Origin of the sequence: Pseudomonas sp. CCI1.1 (genome assembly GCF_034348165.1) — a bacterium.
Classification (GTDB): Bacteria; Pseudomonadota; Gammaproteobacteria; order Pseudomonadales; family Pseudomonadaceae; genus Aquipseudomonas; species Aquipseudomonas paracarnis.
This window is the reverse complement of record NZ_CP133780.1, coordinates 6,474,972-6,500,969: the sequence shown is the minus strand read 5'-3', so window position 1 is coordinate 6,500,969 and position 25,998 is coordinate 6,474,972. Positions and strand designations below refer to the sequence as shown.

31 protein-coding genes are annotated in these 25,998 nt (G+C 57.1%); 2 read left to right on the top strand and 29 right to left on the bottom strand.

The window, feature by feature from the left end:
• The first annotated feature begins 107 nt into the window (after positions 1-107).
• Positions 108-1,460 carry an acyltransferase gene (locus RHM69_RS29685; RefSeq protein ID WP_322255417.1) on the top strand — a complete coding sequence of 451 codons (1,353 nt, stop codon included), beginning with the start codon at positions 108-110 and terminating at the stop codon, positions 1,458-1,460.
• On the opposite strand, the gene RHM69_RS29680 is transcribed toward RHM69_RS29685, so the two are convergent.
• The gene (locus tag RHM69_RS29680) at positions 1,450-2,412 is read right to left on the bottom strand and encodes an IS30-like element ISPpu17 family transposase (protein ID WP_004577240.1); all 963 of its coding nucleotides are present in this window, start codon (positions 2,410-2,412) and stop codon (positions 1,450-1,452) included. The genes RHM69_RS29685 and RHM69_RS29680 overlap by 11 nt on opposite strands.
• Before the next feature lie 72 nt (positions 2,413-2,484).
• On the opposite strand from RHM69_RS29680, the gene RHM69_RS31195 reads away from it, so the two are divergent.
• Positions 2,485-3,114, top strand: a complete 630-nt coding sequence (locus tag RHM69_RS31195; RefSeq protein WP_369124983.1) for an SGNH hydrolase domain-containing protein — start codon at positions 2,485-2,487, stop codon at positions 3,112-3,114.
• A 29-nt stretch (positions 3,115-3,143) separates the two neighbouring features.
• On the opposite strand, the gene RHM69_RS29675 is transcribed toward RHM69_RS31195, so the two are convergent.
• From RHM69_RS29675 to ltrA, 28 genes are all read right to left on the bottom strand, one after another.
• A complete protein-coding gene (locus RHM69_RS29675; protein WP_322255415.1) occupies positions 3,144-4,649 on the bottom strand; it encodes a hypothetical protein in 1,506 nt (501 codons plus the stop codon).
• Between the two features lie 76 nt (positions 4,650-4,725).
• Positions 4,726-6,336, bottom strand: coding sequence for a phage terminase large subunit (terL, locus tag RHM69_RS29670; protein WP_322255413.1), 1,611 nt, complete (start codon positions 6,334-6,336; stop codon positions 4,726-4,728).
• Complete coding sequence (locus tag RHM69_RS29665; protein WP_322255411.1) at positions 6,333-6,782, bottom strand: terminase small subunit; 450 nt, start codon at positions 6,780-6,782, stop codon at positions 6,333-6,335. Before RHM69_RS29665 ends, terL begins: the two co-directional genes overlap by 4 nt.
• 7 nt (positions 6,783-6,789) lie before the next feature.
• Positions 6,790-6,999, bottom strand: a complete 210-nt coding sequence (locus RHM69_RS29660) for a hypothetical protein (RefSeq protein WP_198832499.1) — start codon at positions 6,997-6,999, stop codon at positions 6,790-6,792.
• On the bottom strand, positions 6,999-7,790 hold the full coding sequence (locus RHM69_RS29655) for a phage tail protein (RefSeq protein ID WP_184315694.1): 792 nt from the start codon (positions 7,788-7,790) through the stop codon (positions 6,999-7,001). The genes RHM69_RS29660 and RHM69_RS29655 overlap by 1 nt, the downstream gene beginning before the upstream one ends.
• The gene (locus tag RHM69_RS29650) at positions 7,790-8,449 is read right to left on the bottom strand and encodes a DUF2612 domain-containing protein (RefSeq protein ID WP_322255409.1); all 660 of its coding nucleotides are present in this window, start codon (positions 8,447-8,449) and stop codon (positions 7,790-7,792) included. Before RHM69_RS29650 ends, RHM69_RS29655 begins: the two co-directional genes overlap by 1 nt.
• Positions 8,446-9,705: a baseplate J/gp47 family protein gene (locus RHM69_RS29645; protein WP_322255407.1), complete on the bottom strand. Its 1,260-nt coding sequence runs from the start codon at positions 9,703-9,705 to the stop codon at positions 8,446-8,448. Before RHM69_RS29645 ends, RHM69_RS29650 begins: the two co-directional genes overlap by 4 nt.
• A complete protein-coding gene (locus RHM69_RS29640; protein WP_198832502.1) occupies positions 9,705-10,070 on the bottom strand; it encodes a hypothetical protein in 366 nt (121 codons plus the stop codon). Before RHM69_RS29640 ends, RHM69_RS29645 begins: the two co-directional genes overlap by 1 nt.
• Positions 10,067-10,753, bottom strand: coding sequence for a Gp138 family membrane-puncturing spike protein (locus RHM69_RS29635; protein WP_233098547.1), 687 nt, complete (start codon positions 10,751-10,753; stop codon positions 10,067-10,069). The genes RHM69_RS29640 and RHM69_RS29635 overlap by 4 nt, the downstream gene beginning before the upstream one ends.
• Complete coding sequence (locus tag RHM69_RS29630) at positions 10,750-11,700, bottom strand: baseplate hub protein (protein ID WP_322255405.1); 951 nt, start codon at positions 11,698-11,700, stop codon at positions 10,750-10,752. The genes RHM69_RS29635 and RHM69_RS29630 overlap by 4 nt, the downstream gene beginning before the upstream one ends.
• On the bottom strand, positions 11,693-11,995 hold the full coding sequence (locus tag RHM69_RS29625; protein ID WP_177033527.1) for a phage baseplate plug family protein: 303 nt from the start codon (positions 11,993-11,995) through the stop codon (positions 11,693-11,695). Before RHM69_RS29625 ends, RHM69_RS29630 begins: the two co-directional genes overlap by 8 nt.
• Complete coding sequence (locus RHM69_RS29620; protein ID WP_044274816.1) at positions 11,992-12,612, bottom strand: phage baseplate protein; 621 nt, start codon at positions 12,610-12,612, stop codon at positions 11,992-11,994. The genes RHM69_RS29625 and RHM69_RS29620 overlap by 4 nt, the downstream gene beginning before the upstream one ends.
• Positions 12,609-14,129, bottom strand: a complete 1,521-nt coding sequence (locus RHM69_RS29615) for a phage tail tip lysozyme (protein WP_322255403.1) — start codon at positions 14,127-14,129, stop codon at positions 12,609-12,611. Before RHM69_RS29615 ends, RHM69_RS29620 begins: the two co-directional genes overlap by 4 nt.
• A gap of 247 nt (positions 14,130-14,376) precedes the next feature.
• Entirely contained in the window at positions 14,377-14,823 is a 447-nt protein-coding gene (locus tag RHM69_RS29610; protein WP_044274818.1) for a phage tail assembly chaperone, read from the bottom strand.
• A complete protein-coding gene (locus RHM69_RS29605; protein WP_044274820.1) occupies positions 14,820-15,224 on the bottom strand; it encodes a hypothetical protein in 405 nt (134 codons plus the stop codon). The genes RHM69_RS29610 and RHM69_RS29605 overlap by 4 nt, the downstream gene beginning before the upstream one ends.
• 11 nt (positions 15,225-15,235) lie before the next feature.
• Entirely contained in the window at positions 15,236-16,366 is a 1,131-nt protein-coding gene (locus tag RHM69_RS29600) for a DUF3383 family protein (RefSeq protein ID WP_322255401.1), read from the bottom strand.
• Complete coding sequence (locus RHM69_RS29595) at positions 16,350-16,907, bottom strand: LIC_12616 family protein (protein WP_322255399.1); 558 nt, start codon at positions 16,905-16,907, stop codon at positions 16,350-16,352. Before RHM69_RS29595 ends, RHM69_RS29600 begins: the two co-directional genes overlap by 17 nt.
• Positions 16,900-17,319: a hypothetical protein gene (locus tag RHM69_RS29590; protein ID WP_322255397.1), complete on the bottom strand. Its 420-nt coding sequence runs from the start codon at positions 17,317-17,319 to the stop codon at positions 16,900-16,902. The genes RHM69_RS29595 and RHM69_RS29590 overlap by 8 nt, the downstream gene beginning before the upstream one ends.
• Positions 17,319-17,816, bottom strand: a complete 498-nt coding sequence (locus RHM69_RS29585) for a hypothetical protein (protein ID WP_322255395.1) — start codon at positions 17,814-17,816, stop codon at positions 17,319-17,321. Before RHM69_RS29585 ends, RHM69_RS29590 begins: the two co-directional genes overlap by 1 nt.
• Complete coding sequence (locus RHM69_RS29580) at positions 17,813-18,256, bottom strand: DUF4054 domain-containing protein (protein ID WP_322255393.1); 444 nt, start codon at positions 18,254-18,256, stop codon at positions 17,813-17,815. The genes RHM69_RS29585 and RHM69_RS29580 overlap by 4 nt, the downstream gene beginning before the upstream one ends.
• 61 nt (positions 18,257-18,317) lie before the next feature.
• Positions 18,318-18,662, bottom strand: coding sequence for a hypothetical protein (locus RHM69_RS29575; RefSeq protein WP_322255391.1), 345 nt, complete (start codon positions 18,660-18,662; stop codon positions 18,318-18,320).
• A 9-nt stretch (positions 18,663-18,671) separates the two neighbouring features.
• Positions 18,672-19,649, bottom strand: coding sequence for a major capsid family protein (locus tag RHM69_RS29570; RefSeq protein WP_322255390.1), 978 nt, complete (start codon positions 19,647-19,649; stop codon positions 18,672-18,674).
• 12 nt (positions 19,650-19,661) lie between these two features.
• Positions 19,662-20,171 (bottom strand): hypothetical protein, encoded by a 510-nt coding sequence (locus RHM69_RS29565; protein ID WP_322255389.1) that lies wholly within the window; start codon positions 20,169-20,171, stop codon positions 19,662-19,664.
• Positions 20,171-21,277 (bottom strand): DUF2213 domain-containing protein, encoded by a 1,107-nt coding sequence (locus tag RHM69_RS29560; protein ID WP_322255513.1) that lies wholly within the window; start codon positions 21,275-21,277, stop codon positions 20,171-20,173. The genes RHM69_RS29565 and RHM69_RS29560 overlap by 1 nt, the downstream gene beginning before the upstream one ends.
• A 13-nt stretch (positions 21,278-21,290) precedes the next feature.
• Positions 21,291-22,079: a phage head morphogenesis protein gene (locus tag RHM69_RS29555; protein ID WP_322255387.1), complete on the bottom strand. Its 789-nt coding sequence runs from the start codon at positions 22,077-22,079 to the stop codon at positions 21,291-21,293.
• Between the two features lie 67 nt (positions 22,080-22,146).
• On the bottom strand, positions 22,147-23,565 hold the full coding sequence (locus RHM69_RS29550; protein WP_322255385.1) for a DUF1073 domain-containing protein: 1,419 nt from the start codon (positions 23,563-23,565) through the stop codon (positions 22,147-22,149).
• A 52-nt stretch (positions 23,566-23,617) separates the two neighbouring features.
• A complete protein-coding gene (locus RHM69_RS29545) occupies positions 23,618-23,950 on the bottom strand; it encodes a phage holin, lambda family (protein ID WP_057024391.1) in 333 nt (110 codons plus the stop codon).
• Between the two features lie 426 nt (positions 23,951-24,376).
• The gene (ltrA, locus tag RHM69_RS29540) at positions 24,377-25,798 is read right to left on the bottom strand and encodes a group II intron reverse transcriptase/maturase (protein ID WP_011805433.1); all 1,422 of its coding nucleotides are present in this window, start codon (positions 25,796-25,798) and stop codon (positions 24,377-24,379) included.
• Between the last annotated feature and the right edge of the window lie 200 nt (positions 25,799-25,998).

Genomic DNA, 25,998 nt, shown 5'->3' with positions numbered 1-25,998 from the left:
TTGGCTTGGCATTTGATTAGGTTTTTTCTTGACTGACACGCTCGACAATCGCTTGTAGAATCGCCGCGATATAAATCTGCCCAGGCACTGCCGGAGAAAGGGAATTCATGCAAAGCACGAATACAAGTTACCGACCAGACATAGACGGTCTGCGAGCAATCGCAGTTGTTCTTGTACTTCTATTCCATTTTGGCCTTGGTGTGCCGGGAGGGTTCATTGGCGTTGATGTTTTCTTTGTTATTTCAGGATTTCTAATTACGGAAGTTATAAAAAACTCCATATCGAAGAAGCGGTTCACATTCTCTGACTTTTACATCCGAAGATTGCTTCGTCTGCACCCCGCACTTCTTGCGACTGTCGCTATATGCTTGGGTGCCGGATATCTGCTAATGGATCCAGCCTCATTCAGCACGCTTGCCAGCGCAAGCAGCTACGCCATATTTTCAGCCTCTAATTTTTATTTTTGGATGCACCAAGGGTATTTTGATGCTGACGCCCTGACACAACCCCTGCTGCATACTTGGTCGCTGGCGGCAGAATGGCAATTTTATGTGGTCTGGCCATTCGTTGTTTGGGCGGCGCTAAAGGTATCTCCGAAATTCCTGGCCGGCCTATTGGCGGTAATGACTGTATTGTCTCTGGCTGCGTCTCAGTGGATGCTGTCATACGATTCATCAGCTGCATACTTCATGATGCCGTTTCGTGTATTTGAATTGTCCATTGGCGCGCTGCTGGTATTCGTCAACAACCACCGCGCAGGAAGAGCTGTCGAGTCATGCGTTCTTGCGGTGGGCGTGGCGCTTATCATGGCAGCAGCTTTTCTCATTGACTCGACCGACCCGTTTCCAGGCCTGCGCGCGCTCGTTCCCTGCCTTGGTGCGGCGGCGTGCATTTATGCCGGACGGTCTCCTGTGCTGGGCAAGGCTATGCGTGTCAAGCCTGTGGTGTATATCGGCCTAATATCCTATTCCGTCTATCTAGTCCATTGGCCTATTATTGTATTTTACAAATACTATATATTCAGAGATCTGGAAACTGTCGAGAAAGCTTGCTTGCTTGCAATAGCAATTATTTTCGGCGCAATCATGCACCACACTATTGAAAAAGCCTTCATGTCGAAGGAGTCAAAAAAAATAATTTACGGCTTGTGCATTACAGTTGTAGCTGCTTCTTTAATTTCATTTGCGGCTTACAAAACAGTAGCGTCCGGTGGATACAGTTTCAGAACGCCACAAGCCTATAAAAGTATTACGGACGATCCCGCGAACTTTCACACCAAGAATTATGGCGGCTATCCGTTTGATAATTTTGCAAAATTAGGTGCAAAAAAGAGCGAGCCTGACGCGTACCTGGTAGGCGATAGCTTCGCCCTGCAGTACGCTAGCGGCCTGGACCACTATCTTGCACCTGAGAATATTCAAGTGGCGTCACTTGTTAGACAGCCTGAATTCAACACATAAGTGCAACGCTCACCCCTGTATGCACTTCGTACGGCGTCTTCCAGCCCAAGCGCTTGCGCGGGCGTAGATTGATCCTCGCTACTGTCCGATTGACGGCTTCGACGGTCAGCTTGCTGAAGTCGCTGCCCTTGGGGAAATACTGGCGGAGCAGACCGTTGGTGTTTTCATTGGTGCCACGTTGCCAGGATGAATAGGGGTCTGCAAAAAAGACCTGGCACTGGCTCCGTAGCGCGATGCGTTCATGCCCGGCAAACTCCCTTCCGTTATCCAGCGTCAGCGTGTGAGCGGCATGGCCCTGAAGCATCAGATTGATCGCCCGCGTTACCTGCCGGCGCGTTCTGCGCTTGACCGGATAGGCGCTCAGATAGCCGCTTTTGCGATCAACCAGGGTCACCAGGTTACCGCCCAGTCCATGTACCGTATCGCCCTCCCAGTCCCCCAGGCGCTCGCGGCTTTCGACCTCGGCTGGGCGTTCACTGATTGACACGCGATTACGCAGCTGCCCGCGCCGATCGTGGCTTCCATAGCGTTTCCGGTAGCGCTTTCGGCGATGTCGCAGATAGGTATAAAGCTCACCACCGGCGCGCTGTTCGGCGGCAATGAACCGATAAATCCACTCATGGCTGACCGCCCGGCTTGGCTGCTCCTGCTTCAACCGCTGGGCGATCTGCTCCGGACTCATGCCATGCTTGAGCCACACCGGGAGATGATGGCTGAGCCATGTCGCCGGCTTGCAAAACTTGCGCGCACCCGCTCGACGAGCATCACTTTCATGGGCCGCAGAAACAGCCTTGTAGATATTCTGGGTGCTGTTGCGGCGAACCTCGCGACTGATCGTCGAGGGATGCACGCCGACCCGCTTTGCAATGCTCGCCTGGCTCTCTGCGGCGCTCAAGCCAGCCTCAATCTGGTAACGTTGTCCCTGAGTCAGCTGCCGGTAATGCGTAGTCATCTGCGCTTGAATCCTTCGGTGTGAGAGCCTGGATTCTACCGGTGGCTGGCTCTCTGCCTCTCGTTTCAAGCGTTGCGCTTATTCTATGAATTCAGGCAGGGATGCTATCTGTCAACTAACTATACAAAAATAGAAAACGGCGCTATAGCAACGCCATGCCTGGATCATTACCAGCAGGTACTGAACACAATAAAATCTGATAGAAAGCCGCTTATATACGCGTCTGCCTGGACCGTATATAGGAATATGCTTGGAGACAAAAACAGCAAATACATAGAGCTAAAAGATGATAACGCTTACATTGATTTCATCATTAAGAATCTCGGCGAGTTTCGTCAAGAAATTGGAGATCGCCCACTTATAATAGTTGGCGTTCAGCCTTACACGAACTCAAGCCATTCAGCAGCGTCATGCTTGCTACGCCCTCGATTCATATCACAGCCTTGTGATTTGAGTTTCAATTTCGACCCGAAAGAATCGCCAGCCTTTGAGATCAACAAAAGGCTTCGCATCTTCGCCGAAAGCACTAAGGGTACACTTTATATCGATCCATCAGATTCATTATGTCCTGACGGGACATGTCGAAAATTTCAGGATGGAGATCTGATGTATTCAGATTTAGTACACCTATCAATCGCCGGATCTATGCGCGTTAGCAAGCAAATAGTTCCAGCGCTAATAGAAGCAATTAAAATGAAGTAATTATAATGGCGCCTTTGCGGCGCCATTAATCATATAGCCATGTAGCAGATGCTTACGTTAATTGAATCTCCGGCCGCCCACGAGAAGGGGAAGCCGTCTCGAACCCCCGCCCCGTTCCTTGAAATCGTCAGAGTGTTGGTTCCGGAAGCGATCTGGCCGTTTACTGGGAAGTCTGTGGAGGCTGATGCATCGAAGCACCACCCAGCTAAGAAATTTTGAGCAGAGTTTTGGCTTCCGCCTACAGGCAGGCTAAACAGGTACGGGCCTGACGAATTACCGAAAGTAGTTGTCGATCCAACGGTTAGCGTCATCTCGAATTTTACTAAAAATCCTTGCCTAGTGTACTTCCCGGTCAATGAACCATTGCCTATCGAAGGTTGGCTTCCAGATGCTTGTGACCAGGTCGGGGAAAAGGTTTTAGTCTGATCGCTGTAAGAGTTAAATCGGCACGTCGCGGCGTCTTCGGTTATGCCCGCCCCAAATGTACATGCCTCTGAACGAAGTCCTTGCATATTCTGGAGAAGGACCGGTCCGCTGAAAGCAACACCAACCAGCGTGATATCCGAACCGGATAAAACGGTAGTATCTGCAATTGTGGCGAAGCGGCCATTAGAGAAATGCATCAGCGCGGTTCCTGTTGCGACAGGACCAACAGTCTTGATATTACGGATGTAGAAGTTGCTCATGCTGCAACCGTTACCCGCACCCGGCGAAGCAATATCGAGGAACCCACCGCTCAGCCAAATCCCATTAAGCAACCTTGGGTGCGGCCCTGTATCGCCAGCAAACTTAATTGCGCCAACGGTGTCTTGATCAATTGTGTCGCCCTCAAAGGCAACAACGTTGCAGCCTCCTCCGGCGTCAACAGCAAATTCAAGGCTCGGTCCCTTTGAGCGAACGGAGCGCACGCGGAATAGAGTTTGAGAAAAACCAGAAGGGATATAAATACCCCTACCTGTAAAGTTCTCGCCATTGTTGTTTAGTGTGATATCAGAAATCGCAGCGAGATTTCCCATTCGTACGAGGTCGCCGTTAGATGCTTTCTTTAATCTCGTTGAGCGTTGCCCGCCGCCACCGACCCACTGCTGCCCAGTTAGTTGAATAAGCGATCCACCGTTAACCAAGTATTCCGCGTTGCTGTCAAATACGACAATGCCGTTCTCGCCGGCATCTGTAATTGCCTGCAGTACCTTTGCCGTGTCATTTGTAATGCCGTCACCTACAGCGCCATACGACTTTACCGTCTTCCTGCGGTTGTACAGAATTGCGGATCCTACTGTATTTTGCGGGTACGACAGTGCCGGGTCGAAGCCAACCATGCCCGCACCTGCAGCTGCGAAAAGCTCAGCACGCAGTGTTTCGTCAAGAGCCTCTTCTTTGATATCCCGGATTACCTGTTTGAGATTCGGAATTGGGCCTGAGTCGGTCGGAATTTCAGCAGCGTCTAGAGCGTCGTTATTGAATTTATAAGTGATGTTGCTGCCGATCTCCGCGCGAACTGTGGCGATCTCAAGCCGCTGAGTCTGGTCAGTCATGTCGTTTCCTTGGGGCGTGTTTAATGAGCGCAGCCGAGTTCGGCCAACGAAAGTTGGGGCGGTTTAGGGTTTTCGCTTAAAGCCAGTTGCCGGAGAAGAAGTCGCCGCTGTTGCTGATGAGCATGTCCGCGACTGCGTCGAACATGGTGTCTACCTGGTCGTCGTGGTCGTGGCTGTCGTCGGCCGTGAAGGCTGATGCTTCCGTAAGGAAAGGGGCGACCCATTCGGTGCTGGCGATTGTTTCGCCTCGATGGTCCTTGACGTGCTCGATCTTTCGTCCTTGGTCATCGAAAATTGCCGGGACGAAAACCCGACCGGACTTGATCCAAGGCACCGCATCCATGCAGCGGGTAACTTTGTTGGCTGCTGGGCCGCGCGGCTGAGCTTCGATTGGAATAGAGCCCTTCTTGCTGATGGTTTGAATCAGGCCAGTGCCTGACGATTTGTCCTCGACGCGCATGTATCTGAGTGCTGCAGGTCGGAACTGGTCCCAGTCTTTCCATTTCTGCCAGATGCGCAGCGCTTCCGTCTCAAGATCCCCTGCATCCCATTTGCCGCGGTGCACCTCAATGATGTAGAGGTTCCCATCGACTCCAAGTCCGCAATGGTTGAAGACCGAGAAGTCGTGCTGCTCCCCAGTTTTCTGCGCGGTGTCGACGTACACGCCGCGCCACACCAGGAACGGCAGCTGCTCGTAGGTCTTGAACCAGTCGGCATCTATCATGCCGCCAGTGAGAGCTACGGGCTCCTGCTGGTACTGGCTGACCATGGTGTACGGGTCCCTGTCCCAAAGGGCCATCAGGTCGTCGACGGTTTCCTTGGCTGGCCAGTAAGACCAGTACTCGACGCCGCCGCGGACGATTGACGGACTTCCGAAAACATCGCGCTCGGCGTGTTCGCGGATCTCATCAGGCAAGCTTGCGATGTAATCGCGAGTGACCAAGGCAGGAACCTTGATGTGTGCGAAATCAAGACCCATGCCGCCCTTGAGCAGGAAGCCCGACACGTCGTCCGTGTGCAGGCGTTGCTGGGTACAGATGACAGGGGTATCTGGCGAAGCCCTACGACTGCGCAGAGTGTTGGTGACAATCCGCTGGGCCTTGGCGCGCATGGTCGCGCTAAAAGCACTGTCGGCCTTTTCCGGGTCATCCAGGTTAATGAATCCGGTGAAGCATTCTGAGATGTAGCCACCGCGCACGCCGGTGATCTGTCCGCCAGTGGAGCGGCTGAACATCTGGTGTTTGTTGCGCCCACGATCATCGGTGATAACCCAGTTGGCCACGTCGGCCTTCCCCAGGTCGCACGGCCACAAATCCTGATATTCATCACTGGTGATTATCGACTTGATGCGGTTCGAGTTCTCCTCTACCAGAGCTTTGGAGTAGGAGACGTTGAGCGTGCGCGTGCGGTCGAACTTGGTCATGGCGTATGAAGGCACATGGATTGACCAGAACTCGGTCTTCGTGCCCCCAGGCGGCATGTTGAATACTACGTTCTTGAGATCACCAGACAGCACCCTCAGGGCCGTGTGATCCATGTAGCGATGGTGCCAGTTGCAGAGCATCTTCATGCCCTGGTTCAGCTGGAAAAATACGCGCATGAACGACAGCGGCGAGTGCTCGCTGATAAGTTTTGCTGCTTGTCGTTCTGCGCTGCTCATTACATCCCAGTCGAGCAGCTTGCTCATAGGCAGTCCAGCACAGAACTCAGGGCCTTATGGTCAACCGTGACCGTGGAGCTGGTTTCAATCGGTGCGCCGTTCTTGCCGGTGAGCTCCACGATCTTCTTGTCCAGGCCCAATAGCTTGGCCTTGCCCATCGTGGCCGATACAGCGGCGGATGTCTGAGGCGTTTCCGCGCCCAGCGCCGCTTTCCGGGCCTCCTCCAGCTCGGCAAGGAGCGTGTCCACGGTGATTTCGTGACGCTCCATGACTTTCTTCCTTAATTCTTCGAGCCTGGCCTGGACCTGGGGCTTCTGTAGGGTGTTGTAGCCTTCACGGCCGATAGTGGCCGTGGCCATGTTTTCAGTGTTGTAGGCGATTCGATAGGACTCGGCTGCGTTAGCTGTCTCGACGTAGGCAAGACAGAACTTTTCCATCTTGTCGCTGAAGTGACGTTTGCGCTTGCGTTCCATAGTTCACCTACATATCAATGACTTTCCACTTGTAGCCCGACCAAATGGCTTTCTTTCCAGACCCAATAGGTGGCGGAGCCAGCTCTACGCATCCCGCAGGTATCAGCCAGACCCCAGGATTTTTGGGGTCGGGGTCTGCCACAGTTGTGCCGACAAAAAAACCATCTTGATCAGTCTGGTAAACCAGTCGCTGACCCGCCTGAAGTTTTGTATTCATCAGTATTTAATCCAGTAACTGACAGTTCGATTGACTGGCCTTGTTTCGCTGCCGCCGGTGTTTTCTGTGTAGCCGAGAAGTTCATTTGCCTGGTTGAATCTTGCGTCAGGCGTCCCCCCCTGAAGAGGCTGTGCGCCTATCAAGTCACTGCGGAGTTCATGCCGGTGAGACTTCAACTCGTCCGCCTGAAAAGACCCAAATGCGCGACCAGAGTCAATCGAGCTTCCGTCAGAGAATCCCCTGAGAAACACCCCCCTGAAATCAGGCAGCCTGAATTGCAACGATGTCTCACCTCCGGAATTCCAAATGGTCCCTATGGAATCAAAAAGAAGTGCATACGATGCTCTGGAGAGGATTGCGCCATTGCACTTCAACCACCCAGCAGTAGGGATGTTGTTGTGCGCCACCATCTTCAGATCGCCAGGAACGTGACCTGAAAAAAATGAAGGTCCGCAGTAACGCCAGAACCCGGCTGTTGAGGAAGGGTTGTTACCAGTATTGTCGGCGACGATGCTTTCGTAATAGTTACCATCGGGACCATAAGTTGGCGCGCCCATCCCGTAGATGGCCTGAGGGTGCCATGACATGGCGCCGTTTCGCTCAACACCCTGCAAGGCGGTGTCCACTCGGTTATGCCACCAGTTTTCCTGCCCCGCCGGCGGCGCGTCCTTGTCCTGGCCGCCTTCCCATCCAGAGTTTATTCTCACATCGCCAGGGGCCTTGAAGGTGTTCAGGTTATCTTGGGACTCAACGCCTTGAGCCCAGCGATTATTGAAGGGCTGTCTTGCCATCAGGCTAAATCTCCAGGGAGTGTCACATTTGCATATTCGTAAATGTGCGAAGAAGAGGCTTCGATTTCATCAATGTTGATGGGCAGAATAAATATCTGTCCGATCCTCGTGCCCTGGGGGCGGGGGATGATGTCAAAGTTATCGATCAAGTACAGCGTGGTGTTGTCCAGGGCGGAAGCGACACCTATATCGAACGACTTGTCACCGTTATTGACGAGCGCTGTTACCTTAACCCCAATGATGATTTCAAGGAGTTGGATGATGCTGTCTGCAGTTCCGTCGCTGATGTTCCTGGCGATCTTCGCCTTGATCAGCTTTCGGTAGAGATCATTATTAAGCGGAGCGTCAATAGCTTCGCCATCTCCAATATAGGGAGCGATATTGTAATTGGTATAGCTATCGTTCCCTGCATACCCGAAAACGTCGAACTCGGCCGCGCGTAGTATTGGCCGCGCGACACCAACAATCCGCCCAATTACATCAAGCATTTCGCCGGAAACCGTATCCACGTCGTAGCTGCCGTAGACCAAGTCGAGAGCGCCCTCTAGTCTTTCGTTGGCGATCTCTGGCGTGATGGTCAGCCATCTAACCATTCGCTGCTTATCACGATATTCATTGATGATGCGCGACCTGGCGCGCTCGACGTGGTCCATGCTCATGGAAGCACCGTTATCGAAATATTTTCAGCGTCGAAGGTGGCGATCTGAGAAATGGTTGGCTGAATTGGCGTCAGCCCCTGCGCCAAGGCAGATAAGCCAATCGTCAGCGAGGTGATGTAGCTATCCCCGTAAAGGCCAAGCACCTTGTTGACCGGCGTGTACAGGCGGCCGGGCGGAACTTTCTCGCCGATGTCATAGCCGCCACGGTTAAAGCCAGTGGAGGTCTCGCCACTAAATAGACTGCGCGTCGAGTCAGCGATTACGGCCGCCCTCAACAGATCCTCAATGTCCGATGGGAGGTCGCCCTCCTTTTGAACCGTGATTGCCACGAAAATCGGCAGACCCGTGGCGCGCTGAAAAGTCATCACGCTCTTATTGCCAGTGACCGGAGATACTACGTCGACCTTTACACCGTTGGCGCCAGGCGCATCGACCCACGTATCCGTCTTTGAGTTGTAGCGCGGAAGCATGGGGGTGCCAGGGTTATGCTTCTGGTACATGGCCAGACCGATGTCAGCATCCGAACCTCCGTTCACAATCACGGCGATGCCTGTGTAGGGAACACCATCCGAATCGAAAGGCGAGACGCTGCTGTTTTCCAGGACCTGGACATCGGTCACGCCGGAAACACTGGCGATATTTGCGTGCATGTTGTCACGCATATTGCTACCGGCACGCAAGACGCCGTCAGCCCTGCGGATTCTGAAGTCTTCGTCGCTTTCAGCTGGAACGCCGGCGGCTGCCTCGCCATTCGTCACCGAGGCCCATCCGCTGATAGGGGTGCCGATGATGGTTAGCTCGCCAGGAGAAGCAAGCACCCTGCCCGGGGTTGTGCATGTAACGAAGCCGTTGGCGGTCTGCCCGATGCCTATGACGATAACGGCTGTAGTGAGCCACACCGTATTATCGACCCGGCTACGAACCTGCGAGCCTTGCGGGATGGTGGCGCTGGTTTGCCCAGTCACAGTGATCGGAGCTACCGAGTAGGTGGCATCGCGAATCGGTATGCCTGAGATTTTCCCGATGTTGCGCAGCGCCTCACCTGTTGCGCTGTCCGGGTCCTTGCTGCGATATGCTCCTACCACTGCTTCGTCAAGGTTGGCGAACGTCTCGGCTTCGATGCCGATCCGCTGACCGTCAGGGCTGTCTGAGTCAATGTTCCATTCAGGGTCAATCGCAAGCGTCTTTTCTTTAATGTCGCCGAGGTACTCGTTCAGAGAGCGCCCCGTGATTCCTTGGTCCGTGATCTGAGCCATTAGACGACCGCCTGAACAAAATTGATTTCTGCGTTATCGCCTGAGGTGCTGACGATTGACGCGGTGACGGTGAGTTGTCGTGTATCGATGTCTGTGGAAAGGCTAAACGAGGTCATGCCCGCGCACCCGGGCGTTAACAGGATGCGGCGGCGAATCACCGACTCACGAGACGCCAGGACCGATCCTTTCCCCAATACGCTGCCGAACCAGTCCGTTCCGTCCGTTGTGTCGAGGAACCACTCGCCGAGAAAAAACTTGAGGCGGGTTACCACGTTCTGCGCGACTTCCTCGGCGGCATAGCCTGTCAGGAATTCCTGAGGCCCTAGTGCCAAGTCGCCGTCGGCGTCCAGTTTTCGTACCGTCATGGGATTGGCACTCCGCTTACTCCATTGCCAGGCTGAACCTGCGAAGTTTTATGCAGCTTCAAGCTGATTAATCCCGCCTGCACGTCATTCGCCGTATGGACCAGGCCCGCAGGAGTGATCGTCACGCCGTTGATGTTTACGACCCCGTCAGCGCCAATGGTGATGCTTCCAGCCCCATTGCTGAGCCCGATGGAGGCATCATCTTTCAGCCATACATACCGAGAGCCGTCATTGCTTCGTAAGCGGATTCCGTCATTTGCGAAACTCGTGATCGCACCAGGGATAGATCGGATGCCAGGGATAAAGTAGGCATCGTTGATCGAGAACCGGCGAGGCTCCGACTTAACGGCCACGCCGCCCTGGTCGACCCAGGAGTCAATGCACTCCTGGGAGAAGAACAGGACGCCCTCGGTGTTGCTGGCGACCCTGCATTCGAGCGTGCCGCCGGCGGCTCCCCAGAACTGAACTGGAACATGGATGATTGGGCGGCGTGGCTGCTGCGAGCCAAGGCGGTCTTCCAGCATCAGGCCGATCTGAACCTCTGCCATCTGCGTGGCCGGGTCGAAGCTAAGGACATGGCCTGGCACGCTGGTGCGCATGTTGTCTTTCAGGTACTCGCCGAATATGCCTCGCAGCATCTTGGAGTATTCAGCCTGCGTTCTTGAGGAGAGCGGATCACTCATCGCGTTGCCCTTTCTGAAATTCCGGCCTGGGCCGCCGCGCTGAGGCGTAGGCAGCTGATCTGGCTTTCCCACTGGTCACCATGGGAGTCGCCCGCGAACACCAGTGAGTTGACCTTGTAATAGCCCTCGCCGATGGTGCGAGGCACGTCGTAAAAGAAAGCCCCAGAGAACTCGAAGCGAGGGGCCATGGATTCAAGCTTGATGGTGTCGCCGAGCTTGATCTTGGGGTTTAGCGTGTAGCGGATGCCTACTTCGGTGTCGCTAACCACTGGCGAGCCGATCATCCCGGTGCCGGAGCTGATCACGTAGACCTGATTGTCCAGCGCAAAGTCGCGCTTGATGATCTTGATGGAGCCGTTCTCGACCATCCAATCGAATGCGAAGGTCTCGCCAAGCTCATTCATGCAGGAGGTAGGGCTGCCCTGGAGGACCGTGCCACGCGATCGGCGCTTGAGTCCTGAGAAATCTCCGTAGAACTGGATCTCGGCGCCGAACACTGAAGCGCATTCCTCAATGATCTGTACGGGGTCCGTCTCTGGCGCCAGGGTTAAATTGATCAGATTTAGATCGCGCTCTTTCGCGGAAGATTTGCAGAAGAAGCGAATCCCGCGGGTAGAGCCGCCATCTTCAAGGTGAATCTGAACGTTGGTGATTTGGCCCACGAATATCGAACCAAACAGCCCGTCGTATCCAGCCTCCAAGGAAATGAACTCGTATTTCCCCGTTGAGCCGTCACCAAGCATCTGCCTGGATGCGTAGCGCGACACGTTGTAGATGGTTATTTCGGCAACGCTGAACGCCCCGCCGGCGAAGTGCGTGACCTGAAATGTGAGGCGCAGCCCGTCCTGATCTTGGATTGTTTCGTTGGGCCGCATCTCGTAAACACGAGAGCCCGTGCTGCGCCCGATCTTCAGTCGGTAATTGCGAAGGAAGATTTCATCATTCATCTGACCACACCAGAACGTTGTCGATACCCAGGTTATCGGGCGTTGCCTGATCGCCCTCCAAGACGAGCGACCCGTAGGAAATGGATGGCGGCGGGTAAAGGCCGGCCAGAAGGTCGATGTTCGGCAGAAGGAATCGCCCCATCGTGAGGGGGGAGCCCAAGGCGGTCAGGATGTTTACGCGGAACACCTCAAACCGTGCCATCCATTGCAGCTCTACGGTCACAGTGTTTTTGCCAAGGCGCGCAGTGAAGGTCTGAGCCGGCAGTGCTTGGACGGCAACGCTGTAACGACTCATGGCATTACCTCTACGGCAGCATCGCCGGCGGAGATCATCGGGGCGCCCTGGGTGGACACCGTGTCGTTCTTCATGAGCTGGTCAGCCGACGTGACGCCTCGACCAACCGTTGAGCGAACAATCCGAACCTGCTGGAGCTCAGCGATAAACACTAGGCCATCCTCATTCTCAGGCCGCGTACGCTCATCAAGCCGGATGATCATCATGTCGCGCATGATCTCCTTGCCCGTGTCCAGATCGAACTTGGCGCGCGCCTCCATGATTGCGGTGAGAGATGCCCAGGCAGTTGACGCCCGGGTGTCATCACCGCCAGACAGCAGGTATGCCGACACAGCCGTGATTGCCGCCCCGCCAACACCGCCGACTGCCGTAGCAATGGCGCCGGCACCCATCATGCCAATGTCATCCAGGCCGAGGCCGAGAGGGCTATTCGATACGGCTCCGGTGAGCAGGTATCGGTTCGGCATGAGAATCGCGTGATCGTTGGTGTTGGCGCCGAACTCGACCGGATATTGGGTCAGGGTGATCGCCTTGCTGGTGATCCCTTCCAGCTTCGCGTCGAACTCAAGAGGGCCGATCTTTGGCAGTGTCTTGGTGAATATGCTCATCAGGCTCATAGTTCTGGGCTCTTGAAGTCCTGCATGGTCTGCTCGGTCATCTGACCCATTTGCTCGTTGAGTACCTGCTTGACCTTCTCTGTGTCGGCGCCGCTGATGTGGTACACGCGGTTGTCGGTGTATCCAGCAGCGCTTGCTCCGCGCCTGGACGCCTCGCCAGCAGCGTCTGCCGGGCGCTCATACTCGCGGGAGACAATCGAGGCGGCATCGTAGGAGCTGGTCGCGGCGCGTAGCTTGGTGCCGGCCGACTTCTCGTTGCCCCGGGTCAACTCGTGGTTGATGAACTCAAGCTGCTCGGCGCCAGTAGATTTGCGGATGTCCTTGCCGTACTGCTTGGCGAACTCGGCCTGGCGATCTGGGTGCCACTGGGCCAGTCCGTATGCCTGACCGCCGTCACCGGTGGCGTTTGCCTTGAATCCGCTCTCAGCCTCCAGGTTGGCGGCGATCCCTTCGGCCTGCTCCTTGGTCCACCCCTTGGACGTGAAGTAGTCCACGACAGCGCCAATAGCCTCGCCGCCGCCTTTTTTCAGGCGGTTGTTCAGCAGCTCTGTGTCTTCGCCGCTGTTCAAGCTGCTGGAGTACAGAAGCGCCGCAGCACTTCCTCCGGCAACCGCGAGCATAGAAGCGCCGCCAGCAGCCGCTGCGCCACCAGCAGAACCGGCGGCAGCAACACCGCCAAGACCAACAATGGCGCGCAGAGCGGCCAAGCCCTTGAGCGCAGCACCTCCACCCAGGAGTGCCATGGCAATGGCGACAAGCTCAATGTTGTCAGCCAGGCCACCGAAGAACTCTTTCAAGCCAGAATCGACGAGCTCTTTGTTGTTTCGGTAGAAGGCGACGAAATCCTCAGCCATATCTGCCAGGGCCGGAGTTAGCTCGCCCGCAATGGTGTTGCCGATATCGGTGAACACCTGGTCAAGCTCGCTGGTTGCTTTCGTCAGGCGCGCAGAGTCATCGATTTGCTTCTGGGTCATCACGGCAAGCTTGCCGCGGGAATCCAACTGCTTCTCCACCTCGTCGCGGCCACGCATGAGCAGTCGAACCGTGGAGTCATCCAAACCCAGGGCCTGGCCCGCGAGGCGCTGGTTGAGCGCGCTCATGTGCTCGAACTCGCCAGCAATACCGGCCAGGGCGTCAGCCGTGTTCTGCGCGCCGATGATCACGTCCGGGTTAAGCCCGAGCTTAGCCACGTCACCAAACCATCCGGTGTCACCGGTGATCGGTGATGCCATCAGGTCCTGAATCTTCTTCATTGCAGAGAAGGCATCAGAGGCGCTGCCGCCCTGGGCCTTCAATGCCTGGCCGAGGGATTGCACGTTTTGGGTGCTCAACCCGGTCAGCTTGTTGAAGTTGTTCAGCTCGGTACCGGCCTGCTTGAAGTCGCCCACTACCTTGTCGATGGCCAGCTTCCCGGCAAACACAGCGCCAAGCTGTAGGGCTGATTTGGTCAGGCCACCAAACGCCGCATCAGCCTTCTGGAATGACTTTTCATCGACCTTCATGCCGAGGGCGATCAAGAAGCTTTCGAGAACTTTCAAATTTCAGCCCCTTGAAAAACAAAAGCCCCGCGAGTGCAGGGCTATTTCGGTCGATTGGCTTCAGCCAGGTGGCGGGCGTAGATCATTTCATCCATGACCAGGTTGGCCCGTTTTACCCATCCCAGTGAATGAGTGCCGTCCGTGAGCTGGCTATACGTGCACAGCGGCGGACAAAGCCCGGGTATACCAACGCAAGGGCGCCACAGCTCCCAATCGACAGCCGGGTTTAGGCGCTCTCCTGACTCGAATCCGGCGCCTCGGCTGAAGCGGTAGATTTCTGGAAGGGGGTCAGGAGTCCGGAAAAATCCTCGAAGGCATTCCCCAGGGCCAGCACAACGATCGTGAAGTAGGTCTTCAGACGGCCGGAAAAGTCTTCCATGGTCAGCGGCGTTTGGCTGCCTTCCTTGAATAGCTTGCCCAGCATAGAGTCGCAGACGAAGTTGAAGTCATCCTCCGGCATGCGCGAGAGCATAGAGCCGACGATGCCTCCGGCAACGATGAACGAGGACGCGCTGCCAAGCTCGGCCAGGGCCAGGCCCTTGATCATTGGCTCTACACCGTACTTGCCCAGGCGGAACAGAACCGCCCGCTGTTTCTCTGCGCTTGGCATACCGAAGCGATAGGTCACACCGTCATGCTCAATGGTGCGGATATAGGATTCAGCCTGGCTCATACGATATTGCCCTTGTTGAACTCGATCACGAAGGTGGCGTCATTCATGCCTGGACCGCCGCGAGCCATGGACTTTCCGCGAGTAATAACGCCTTCAGAGAACACGCTACCCTCAAGGCCGGAGATTGAGGCATAAGAACCTGAGATTTCAGCCCGGGCCGTTACCTGGGCCTGCATTGCGAGCGCTTGAGGACTGCCAGGCATGAAGTTCACAGTGAGGCGCAGGCCAGGGTTCTTACGATGGAACCGAACAGCGTTACCACCCAGTCCGCGACTCAGGTTCGCCACGTCATCGATATTCTCAATCGTGAACGGCGGGTCGGTGCGGCCCCAGTCGTCCAGCACGCCTACGCCAGTGATGACCACAATGGTGTTTTCTACAGAAAGATCAGCTAAAGACATGTGAGCGCCCCTTATTCAACGTTGGCCGTCAGGTCGACGGTATGGATGGCGCCAGCACGGAAGATGCGCATGTTGATCGGCGCCGCTCCGCGCTCTGCCCGCTCGGCATCGGAGATCAGCAGGATGTCTTCAGCCTTGGTCAGGATCTCGTAGCCACGGCTCAGCACCTGCTCACCGGTCTGGTCATCCAGGTAAAAACGCTCTCCCAGGTAACCGTTATCAATGAACTTCTCTCCGATCTGTGCGGCAGCATCGATAAGGATCTGTTGTCCGGCAGGGGTCTGGCGCAGCTTGGTCGGAACCTTGGTCAGCGCGTTGTAAAGCGCGATGGTCATGAAGTTGGTGAAGGCATCGAGGTTGAACACATCGTCGATGAACTCGCCGAAAGTGGACGTGGTCTTCGAGTTGATGATCCGCCCGTTGTCTCGCTCACCGCCTGTCTCGACGACGGTGTAGAACACGGCGCCTTTCGACTTCATGGTGCTGTAGGCGGTAGGCGTCAGGCTCTCGGCGTCGATTCCTGGGAGCTTTTTGTACTCTCCAGTGATTGTCGAGTTGGACGCGTTGAAATTGACACGACTGAAAACCGCGGCAATCTCGAAACCTTCATAGAGCTCGCTCGCATGGCTGGCTACGAACGTACGGCGCGAGCCCTGGGTCACGGCCTTGCTGACGATATCGGTAGTGACGGATGGATCACGGATAGTGGCTTGGTTCGAGGTGAAGGCGAAGAACTTGCCAGCGGCATCGCCGGCAGCAGCCAAGGCCAGCACATCAGCATCTACCGCGCGAACCCCGGTCTCGAACTCAAACCAATAGAACCAGATGCCTTTGTTGATCGCGTCATTCAGCGACTCGACTGGGGTGTCTTCTTCGATGCGCAGGTAGATCCGCAAGCTCTTCGGCTTCGGAATGGCAGAGAACCACGATTCTGCTGCCTTATAAGGGTCGGATGCGATATTGAAATCAGCAGCCACCTGAGCGGCCGAACCGTAGTCGCGGTAGGTGCCTGTCACGAAAGTCGCATCGCTTGACGAATCAAAGTCCGCGAACACCATGCCAGCGCCGAAATTGGAAGTACCAAGCCCGGCCGAGTTGATCAGCGTGGTGATGTTGATGATGTCTTCAGCCGGATAAGCCATTTACTTCCCCTTGCGCGATGGCGCCAGATTGTTCGGTTTCCACAGAGAAGCCGGCGCGGTAGATCCGCTGTACGCGGTCTTCTGCGATGGATTCGCCATACAGGTAGAGGGTGAGCTGGGATCGCTCTTCCATGGCGGCCTGATATAGGCCGGTCAGGTTGTTGATTGGTGACACGCGTGACCAGCCAAGCTTCGCGGCGCGCAGGATGGCCTTCACCGGTTCTCGCTTGTTCGCCTCACACAGGGCGGCGGCATACATCACTGCGCCCGCCCGGTAGAAGTTGATGCTGAACCCCAGCGTGAACTGGGTAGCCACCTTGGCGATGATGTCCTCGTACTGAGGGTCGTCCTGGGCAGGAACGTTGGTTTGCGAGTTGAGCGCCTGGCCGAATTGCTCAGGGTTTTGCAGTCGTACGGCGCAGTAGCTGCCAGAAGGGGCCGCGGTGTTATTGTCCGCAAGGATCACCTTGTCGGCCGGAAGCCCAGTAACAGCCACGACAATCCGACAAACCGCCTTGGATAGCGATTTGGAGTCAAGCATCTGTATGCGCCTCCAGGCTGGCTATCTCGGCAGGGTCAAGCTTGGCCACCACGGCGCGGCAGAAGTTGTGCCAGGGCCTGAAGTCTGTGGCGATGGATTTCCACCAGGTGGCAGGCTTGTCGGGCGTCTCTGCAAACACCAGGATATCGGCCAGCTTGCCAGGGGTCGAAGCCTCGATACCCTTACCGTCGTTGCGGTGGATCACCCGAACGTCATTGATGCGCTCGGCGCCGATCTGGAGGAATTCGATCTCCTTGTCGCTGACCGGCTGCACGTTGGCGTCAAAAGTGTCTGTGTAGGTGATGGCCAGCACCGGCTCAAAGTCCACGATCTCACTGGAGTAGCGGTTGAGCACTACACCCTTGTGGGTGATGAATGGCCCGCTGACGTGGCCGCGCATGTTCAGGCCCATTACAAGCCCTCTTCAATTTGGTCGCCCTGTTCGGCGATGACGTAACGAATGGACTGGCGGAAGGCGCCGGTATCAATCAGCGGACTGTCGGAGCCCTTCCTGGCAATGGTCGACGGCGCGTTGGGCGGGCTGTCAATGTCGGTGATTTCCTGCTTGATGTGACCCTCGGCCAGTTGGCCCATCTGCTCAAGCAGGGGGGTCATAGCCATTTCGCCGCTGAGCACTTTAGGGATCATCACCTCGGCAAGGCGCTGGTACTGCGGCGCTCCCTTCGTGATTGCTGGTTCAAGCACTGGGCGGGCCGGGATGCGGCCATCTGCCGAGCCGAAGTTGTTCACCGCTGCGATAGTCGCCAGGGTCAGGCCGTCCTCGTAGGTACCGGCCCCCTCAGGAACACCAGCAAGAACACGAGTTTCGCCTGAGAGTCGCTTGGCGAGCTGCTTAAGCGCTTCCTCGACCTGCTGCTTCCCGACCATGCTTACGGTTGGCTCGATCATACGCAGATAGCCCCCATACCAGCCCTGGAGAGAAGGTGTAGATATTCGACCCCGTATGGGGTAAGGGCCACCGCCGCCTCCCATGTCGTCAGCGAGGCGTTAGCGCCTGGAATTGCGAAGGACACCGACTCATCGCGTACGCTCTTGCTTGACTGCGCATAGGGAGTCGATGCGCTTCCGTCTGCCTTGGTGGCGTCGGTCGTCGCCTTGTTCCAGGTCAGATAATGCGCAGCGAGGGCGAACCAGCCGCGCTGGAGGAATGAGTAGGGCTTGTAATCCCCCCATCCAGCACAGCCACAGCCGCCAAACTCGCCGCGTGCGATGTACAGCGCCCGGGTGATGGATGCATCAGGCCAGGCGGTGACATCAGAAAATTCAGGGTAAAACGCTCGGAAGTCCGCAATGATCGCCGGCGTCACTTCAATGGTCAGCTCGGCCATGTAACAAACTCCGTAATGAGAAAGCCCCGCACTGGGCGGGGCTATTTGGGTTCTGCTCAAATCACTCTTTCGGAGGGATCTGCTTTTTCAGCTCTTCGACTTCAGCCAGAAGCGCATCTTTCTCGCCACCGACGGTAGTCAGTTGAGCCCGGAGGGTTTCGACTTCGGCGGTCAGCGCCGCGATCTGGTCGGCACCGTCATCCATGAGCACCGGCGCGCCAGAGACCAGGATGCCATGCTCTTCCCACAGTGAGCCCTCGGCGAACTCAGCCTGCTCCGGGGTGGTGTGGTCACCAGCCCCAACAGTGCTGCCGTCGCGCAGGATCACCGGGTTCTTGCTGACGTTGGTCCAGACCGTCGCTTCCGACGAAGAGGATTCACCGGTTTGCTTTTTCTTCGCAGCCATGTGACCTCCTCAAATGCCGTCAACGTAGGCGTGGGACAGCGGAACGCGCAGCTCGGTACCGGCGGTGCGGACAACACCAGCAGCTTCGAACTTCAGGCCGCCATGCGATGGGATCGGCGCGTTCAGCGTGAACGGCATCGGCAGGTGGAACTTCGCGAACTGAGCGTTTTTGGTGTACGCCATCATTCTGTCAGTACCACCAACGCCGGCACCCGCAAGCTGCAGGATCGGCTCGAAGGTGATTTTCAGCACGCGCTCGAGGTAGCTGATCAACGTTTCCGCAGTGTTTGGAATGCGGAAAGTGGTCAGCATGCCGTATTGCAACAGCGGCAGCATGATCGTGGTCGGCCGGAAGATGCTGTTGGTCTGAGTCGCGAAGACCCGGAGAATCAGGCTGTTCAGGAGAGTCAGCATTTCCTGCGCCGCGGTATCAGGCGCCTGGGCCAGAATCGCAGCGAACGTCTTGTTTGCCCCGCCAAGCAAAGTGCCGGTCGCCAAGACCGGGACGCCTGGATACTTGATCAGGCCGCCGGTGGCCAGCGATGGCCAACGGGCATCACCAACCATCGCAACACGGTCCAGCCACTGCTCGGTGAGGGTGCGGGTCGCGATTGGCTTCTCGGCCAGGTAGTTGATGGCGCCGCCGAAGCCGACCGTATTCGCCATTTCCATGGCCTTGCCGACTTCGATCTGGCTGTAGGAATAGCCAAGACCAGCCTGTACCACGTCCACGCCACCGACCTTGGCCGCGATCTCGGCCAGGGGGAAGTCGTGCGAAGTGTCACCGATTGGCGCTGGCTCGCCCTTGTAGTCGAGCACCTTGAAGGCGATCGATTCGACGTAGTCAGGGGCCGATGTGTCCACCGACAGGATCGATGGGTATTTGATTTCCGGGTACGGCTGGCGCAGGACTTCCTGTTCAACGTAGGTCAGTTGACCAATCAGGAAGCCCAGTTGCGCCTGGGGGGAAGCGTCGAAAGTCTTCATTCGATCTGATCCTTAAGCGGCGATGGTGGTAGGCGCGATGGCTTTGATCTGTACCAGCACCAGTTCGCCGGCGGCGGCGGCCGCCAGGAACGTGCAGCCGGCCAGGACGTGATTGCCAGCGGTCGCGGCGTTGGTGATCTCGCCAGTGGTCGGCAGGGCGTAGACCTGGGCGCCCTTGACGGCGCCGGCCAGGGTCTTGACCCAGATGCGGCCATGGGCCAACAGGCTGACCTCTTCGCCAGCACGGTAGCCGCCGACTGCGTTGCCACTATCGGAGACCTGGCCGGTGAGGTAGCTACCGCTCACGCCCACAGGCTTACGAACCGAGATACCGAGGAAGAAACCGGCACCGGCTGCAGGCAGCTTGCCCGAGCGATCAGCAGTGTCCGACACGACGACGCGACCGAACGGGATGGCGACCGTGGCAACCGCGGTAGTGACATCCGCCATGCTCAGGTCATTGATCTGGCCCTCGTAGGCCTTGCCGGCGTACTGGCCGAAGGTATCAATTGCAATGCCCATTATTTGCCACCACTCAGGAATTTGTTGTAGGCGTCGGTGCCGTCTTGGGTCGGCTTCAGGCCGCGCGCGGCTGCGTCCTTGGCGAACTGGCGGAGGCTGTCGTTGACTTTCGACTTGTCGTCATCGTCGTCTTCGTCCTCGGCTTTCTTCTCTTCAGCTTCGTCAGCCGCAGCGTCGAATGCGGCGGTTACGTAGGCCTCGGACTTGGAAGCCCAGTCGCGAGTCGGCTTGAGTTGGGCCATCGCGGCGCGCTTGATCTCCAGGGGGGAGACCAGGCCTTTGGCGTCGAAGGACTTAACGACCTTGGCTGCCAGTGCGATGGTGTCGAGGGTTGCTTTCACGCGCAGGCCGATAGCGGCGTCGGAAGTTTCCTTCTTGGCCTCTTCCAGCTTCTCTTCGGCTTCGTCCTTGGTTGCTTCAGCTTTGTCTGCGCGCTCCGCTTCTTCGTCCGCGAACTTTTGCAAGGCTGCCACGGCGTCTTCGACTACCGTTGCTGCCTCTTCGTCCAGGATGATCGAGCGGCTTTTCTTGGAGTCCAGAAAGACTTTCCGGGTCGCCATATTGGTAATACCTTTCGGTTTGTGGTCAAAAATGCGGGCGACCTTTCCGGCCCGCGCTGCTGCTACAACGGCGTTGTGATTGATTTGAATGTCACGCTGCTCGTATTCGTAGGCGGTGCCGTCGGGGGAAACGCCAGGGGCTTCCACGTATTCAGCGAGGTAGCCGGGGGATAGTTCGGCCTTGCCGGACTGGATGTCGTCGATGGCTGACTGATCCTTGATGATCATGTCCACCACCAGGTTGTCCCCGTCACGCTCAACACCGCGCACATGACCTACCGACACTTCCTTGAAGGTGGTCGAGTCGACCAAGTCGTCCGGGTGATCGTTGGTCACGTCCTTGTCGAGGTAGGTCGCCATCGACTCAGGCTTGAACACTTCTTCCGGCGACCGGTAGACGTTCACGATTCGCTCGGGGCCGTCCAGATCCAGCTCGCTCGATAGGTACTGATAAACCCCTGCGCGGGCCGCTACGCCCTTCACGCAAAGGAATCCTTCAGGCGTGAGCGTTCGCGACGTAGGCTTGAAGGCTTCATCGATGGTCATTCTTTGCATTGGGTTACCCGTCTTTGGGGAAGTAGTTCACGCCCGGGATCATGGCGATGGCGATGCAGCGGCAGAGAACGTGATGCTTTCCAGGGTGTAGGCCAGTCTTTCCACCCCACGGGGCACCGTCAGCGACCTTGTAGACGCCTGGGCCGTAGCCAATGTCCTGGCGGGCAATTCCGTAGCAGCTGATCTTGGCGTTCGGGTATTTACCGCCTGGTGCGCCAGATACGCGTTGATCGCCCGCATCCACCGCCTTGTAGAATTCGATCCCCGCTGCTGCCTGTCGCTGGCGGGTCAGGTCGCTATTGAGTTGCGACACCTGATCACGCGCAATGAGCTTGGCCCGTCTGGCACTTACACCGGTCTGCTCCTGTATCTGCTTGGCGATGGCGGTAGGTGCGAGACCATCCTTCATGCCGCCCAGTACTATCGTCTCGACGTTTTTGAAGTATTCGTCGGGTATAGACTTGATCAGGTTGACGTTTTCGGCGGTTGAGGCCTCCAGATAGTCCTGCATGCCCTTGGGCCGGGTGATCAACTGGAAGTCGACGCCGACCGCTTGATTGACAGACTTGCGGAAGTCCTCGGCGTTATCGGATTCGGCTCGGCTGACAGTACTGGCCGCCACCCGCTGGATCTGCGACTCGAACAGGGACGAGCTGAACCTGCGCGAAACCCCGCGTATTGCCGCGAGGACTTCATCAGTCCAGCCGTCCATGGTCGGTTTGGCATCCGCAATGTAGTCACGCTTCAAACGCTTCAGCTCAGGCTCAAGCGCCTTAACCAGCTCCCCAGCCATCAGCCTAACCATCCCTCGAAGCTGGCCGCTGTAGTAGCGCTCAGCCTCCTGGCTTGGCAGAACAGGCTTAGGGGCGCGGGGTTTCTTTTTCCGCTGCTCCAGAATCGCCAGGTTTGTCGCCTTCAGCCTCTCCAAGGTCGAAACCTGGGAGGTCTTTGCCGTCGTCGCCGATTCCATTGTCCTGATCCTTCTCGATCTTCTCTTGGGCGGCGATCTGCTCGTCGGTTATGGCGTACGTGCCTTTCGACTGAGCGCGGCGCATGGCATGGCTCGGGCGAATGACTCGGGATTCAATGCTCAGCGCGTCGGCCTGGGCTTCTGCCAGATCTTCCTGGGCCTGCTCAGTCCCTGTAGGCAGGGATAGAGGCTTCCATTCAAATTCAAGATCTTCGGGGTAGTCACCCAGGGCCGACCGGATAAGCACCTGATCAAGCGCCTCAAGGTCGAGACGCATCTGGCCGTCCTGCTTACCCTTGATGGTGCCTTCGTAGGTCTTGCGGTCACCTTCACCGGTGGCGCTCAAGCCCGAGGCTGATTGCCCCCACAACTCAGTGACGGGCATCTCTGCCGCGCCGGCAGTCCACACCATGAACTGCTCCATGATCTGGCTAAGGCCTGAGAACGAGATGCTGTTGCGCTCGTAGGTCTCGTTGTCGGCATCCAGAAGCCCAAGGTTGACCAGGGACTTCATCATGCCGAACAGTCGGTAGCGTTCTGTGATCTTTTCGCACTGAGCACTGGCAAGAGCGCCTTGCAGACCCTTCACGCTGACCGTGTCAACGTTGGCCTCCAGCACCAGGGAAGCAATACCGCCCTTGGTAGCCACCACATCGCGCAGGTCAGACATGCAGCGACGTAGACGACTGTCACCCCAGCCTTGCTCGAACATGCGCATACGGCGCGGCAGGCGAGCCCCAGTGCGGCGGATGATGTGGCTGTAGTGAATGCGCTGCTCGCCGTTCACCATCATGTAGAACTCAGGGAGCATCCAGTTTGACTTGAGCGGGTCAGTCAGGTTGAACTCAGTTGGCTGGATGTCCCAGCGGTCGAGTACCACCAGGTTCTTCAGGTCGCCCTTGCCGATCTTCTTGAGATCGAGGGGCTCGCTCAGGTCTTGCCCAGTCACCATCAGCAGCGCGGCACCACCGTACAGGTCTGCCCAGCAGCACGTATCAAGGTAGGCTTGCTGTACACCCAGGCGGCGTTCTTCGTTTGCGATGTCCTTGGCCTGCTTGCCATTGAATGTGCGCCACTCACGCAGTGCGTCCTCGTTCGGCTTGTCCACGATACGGCGGGCAATCCAGTTCGACTGATACGCCGCTTCAAGCTCGATCTGATTGACGAACTCAAAGCCGAATACGTTGTGGGTGCGCTTATCTCGGTTGGTGCCTATGTTGGCAACCATGTTCGACAAACTGTCGGTCGATACGACCTGGCCGCCACGGATCTGAACCCTTGGCAAATTTCGCGGTTTTGATGTGGTCATAAATTGATCTATCTCGCGCCACGAAACGGCGGTTGTGAAAACGTGGCGCGGATTAATCGACCTTTCGGCTTGGTAGCTTGAAGTCAGTCACCCGGTCGGCAATGGTCCGGATCTTCTCCACGCCCAGGAAGCCAACCCAGCCACCGACGAAGGTAGCCATGCTCTGTGGGAGCGAGAAGAACTCAAGCCCACTGATGATGGTCAGGGCCAGGCCACCGCAGATGGCGCCCTCCACGATCATCTGGCGACGTGTGCCGCCACCGTAGGTGATTCGCAGGACAGCCATCGCACAGGACAACGCAGCCGCATAGAGGATCGGCGAATGCTGGCTCAACCACGCAAGCGCTATCGCCCAAGTGTCTGGTTTGTCTGGCATGTTGGACATCTCGGTTCCTCCCCGTCAGGGAGTTAGGGATACAACAGGCCAAAGCCTGCGGAATTGAATCGACTCACACAGCACTCCCAGCTCGGAGCAATGGGTGTGGTGGAGCCGAAAACTGAAAGGCCCCGATCAATGTCGGGGCCCTGAATAGGTGCGCGGTCTTTCCCGCTGTCAGCCAAAGACGATCCAAGCGTCAACGCCCTAATGCATCGATCTCGCCATTCCTGTCTCGCGCCACCCTGTAAGCACAGTGAGGTCAGGGTGCGCGGGCTGCCGGTGTTTTTCCGTAGCGCTGCACTACCGGCTTATCAGCGTCCAGGCCTTCCGTGAGGCTGCCCTGGCTGCAGTAAAACTCAGGATCGAGTAGGAGGCGGATTCACATCCGCCGTCCTCTCACACCACCGTACGTACGGTTCCGTATACGGCGGTTCAGGTTATACGGTTAAGTCGGTTTATCGTATCCAGTATCGAGACCAGCCCGAGGCGGTCCCACAGCTTCTTCGGCAACGCCTGATTCATATGGGGCGCTCCCGAGTTCCACCATGGGCCTCGGCCATTGACTGCCGATTTCCACGCCCGCGCCGCATTAAGTCCCAAGCGTATCAAGTTGCGCGCCCTCGTAGAGGGCCGCTTCCATTGACGCCAGACGATACAGCGAAGCTTGTGACGCACCCAGCCGTCCAATTCCTCAAGTGGCCGTCTGCTCTGGCTCAGCTTGAAGTAGCCCGCCCATCCGCGCAGCACGGGGTTTATCCGCTCGATGACAGTCGCCACCTTGTGGCCCCGCGCTTTACGTAGCAGCTCTCTGAGCCGGTCGCGCAAGCGACCCAGGCTCATCGTCGCCACTCTCAGTCTCGGTTGCTGATGCCAGCTCATCCCGTAACCCAAGTAATCACACATCCAAGACCCGGCTACTCGGCTCTTATCCCGATTCAGCGTTAGTTTCAGGCGCTGATTCAGGAAGCGCTCAACACTGGCCATCACTCGTTCGCCAGCACGAGGGCTGCGCACATAGATGTTCGCATCGTCGGCATAACGCACGAAGCGATGACCCCGCCGTTCCAGCTCGCGGTCGAGTTCGTTGAGCAGGATGTTCGACAGCAACGGCGAGAGCGGGCCGCCTTGCGGCGTCCCTTCCTGCCGTCGGCTGGCGATCCCACCCGACATCTCACCGGCTTGGAGGTACCGCCGGATCAGTCTGAGCACGCGTTTATCTACGATTTGGCGCGCCACGTACGCCATCAGGAGATCGTGGTTGACCCGGTCAAAGAATTTCTCAAGATCGAGTTCCACGCACCAGCGATGCCCTGCCGCCACATGGGCGCGGGCTGTCTCGATGGCTTGGTGGGCGCTTCTGCCCGGACGGAAGCCGTAGCTGTAATCCGAAAACAGCGGGTCGAAGATCGGCGTGAGCTGTTGCAGCAGTGCCTGTTGGATCAGGCGATCCACGACGCAGGGAATGCCCAGTTGTCGGGTGCCGCCTTTGGGTTTGGGGATGTCGACGGCGCGTACACCTTGCGGGTGGTATTCGCCGGCCAGCAACCTCCTCTGGAGGATCGGCCAATACTGATTCACGTAGTCCGCCAAGTCGTCGACCGTCATGCCATCGGCACCCGGCGCGCCCTTGTTGCTGACCACGCGCTGATACGCACGTCTGAGGTTGGCCGGTGCAAGCACCCGCGCCATCAGCGTGTCCGGCTCCGCGTTCGTCCACGTCACAGATGCCGTCGATACCTTTGCGCTGTCAGCCGTCATCCTCGGATTCTGTCCGGGACTCGGAGTCACAGTCTTCTCTTGGAGAAATTTCTGCATTTCGGTATTCAACGAGACTCTGACGCCTACTGGCGGCATAACCTGTTCGGCCCTTGGTGGCGCGGTTATTCGCCACTTACTACGGCTTCGGCTGACTTCTGCACGCTCATCCCATCGCCTCTCGACGCTCGGTAGCACACTGGCAAACGTGCAGATCTCCCAGGGTAATTCGCGCGACCTTCCTGCTTATGCCTGTCGGATCTACGTCACAGCGTTCCGTGCAAGTATTGGGCTTTGAA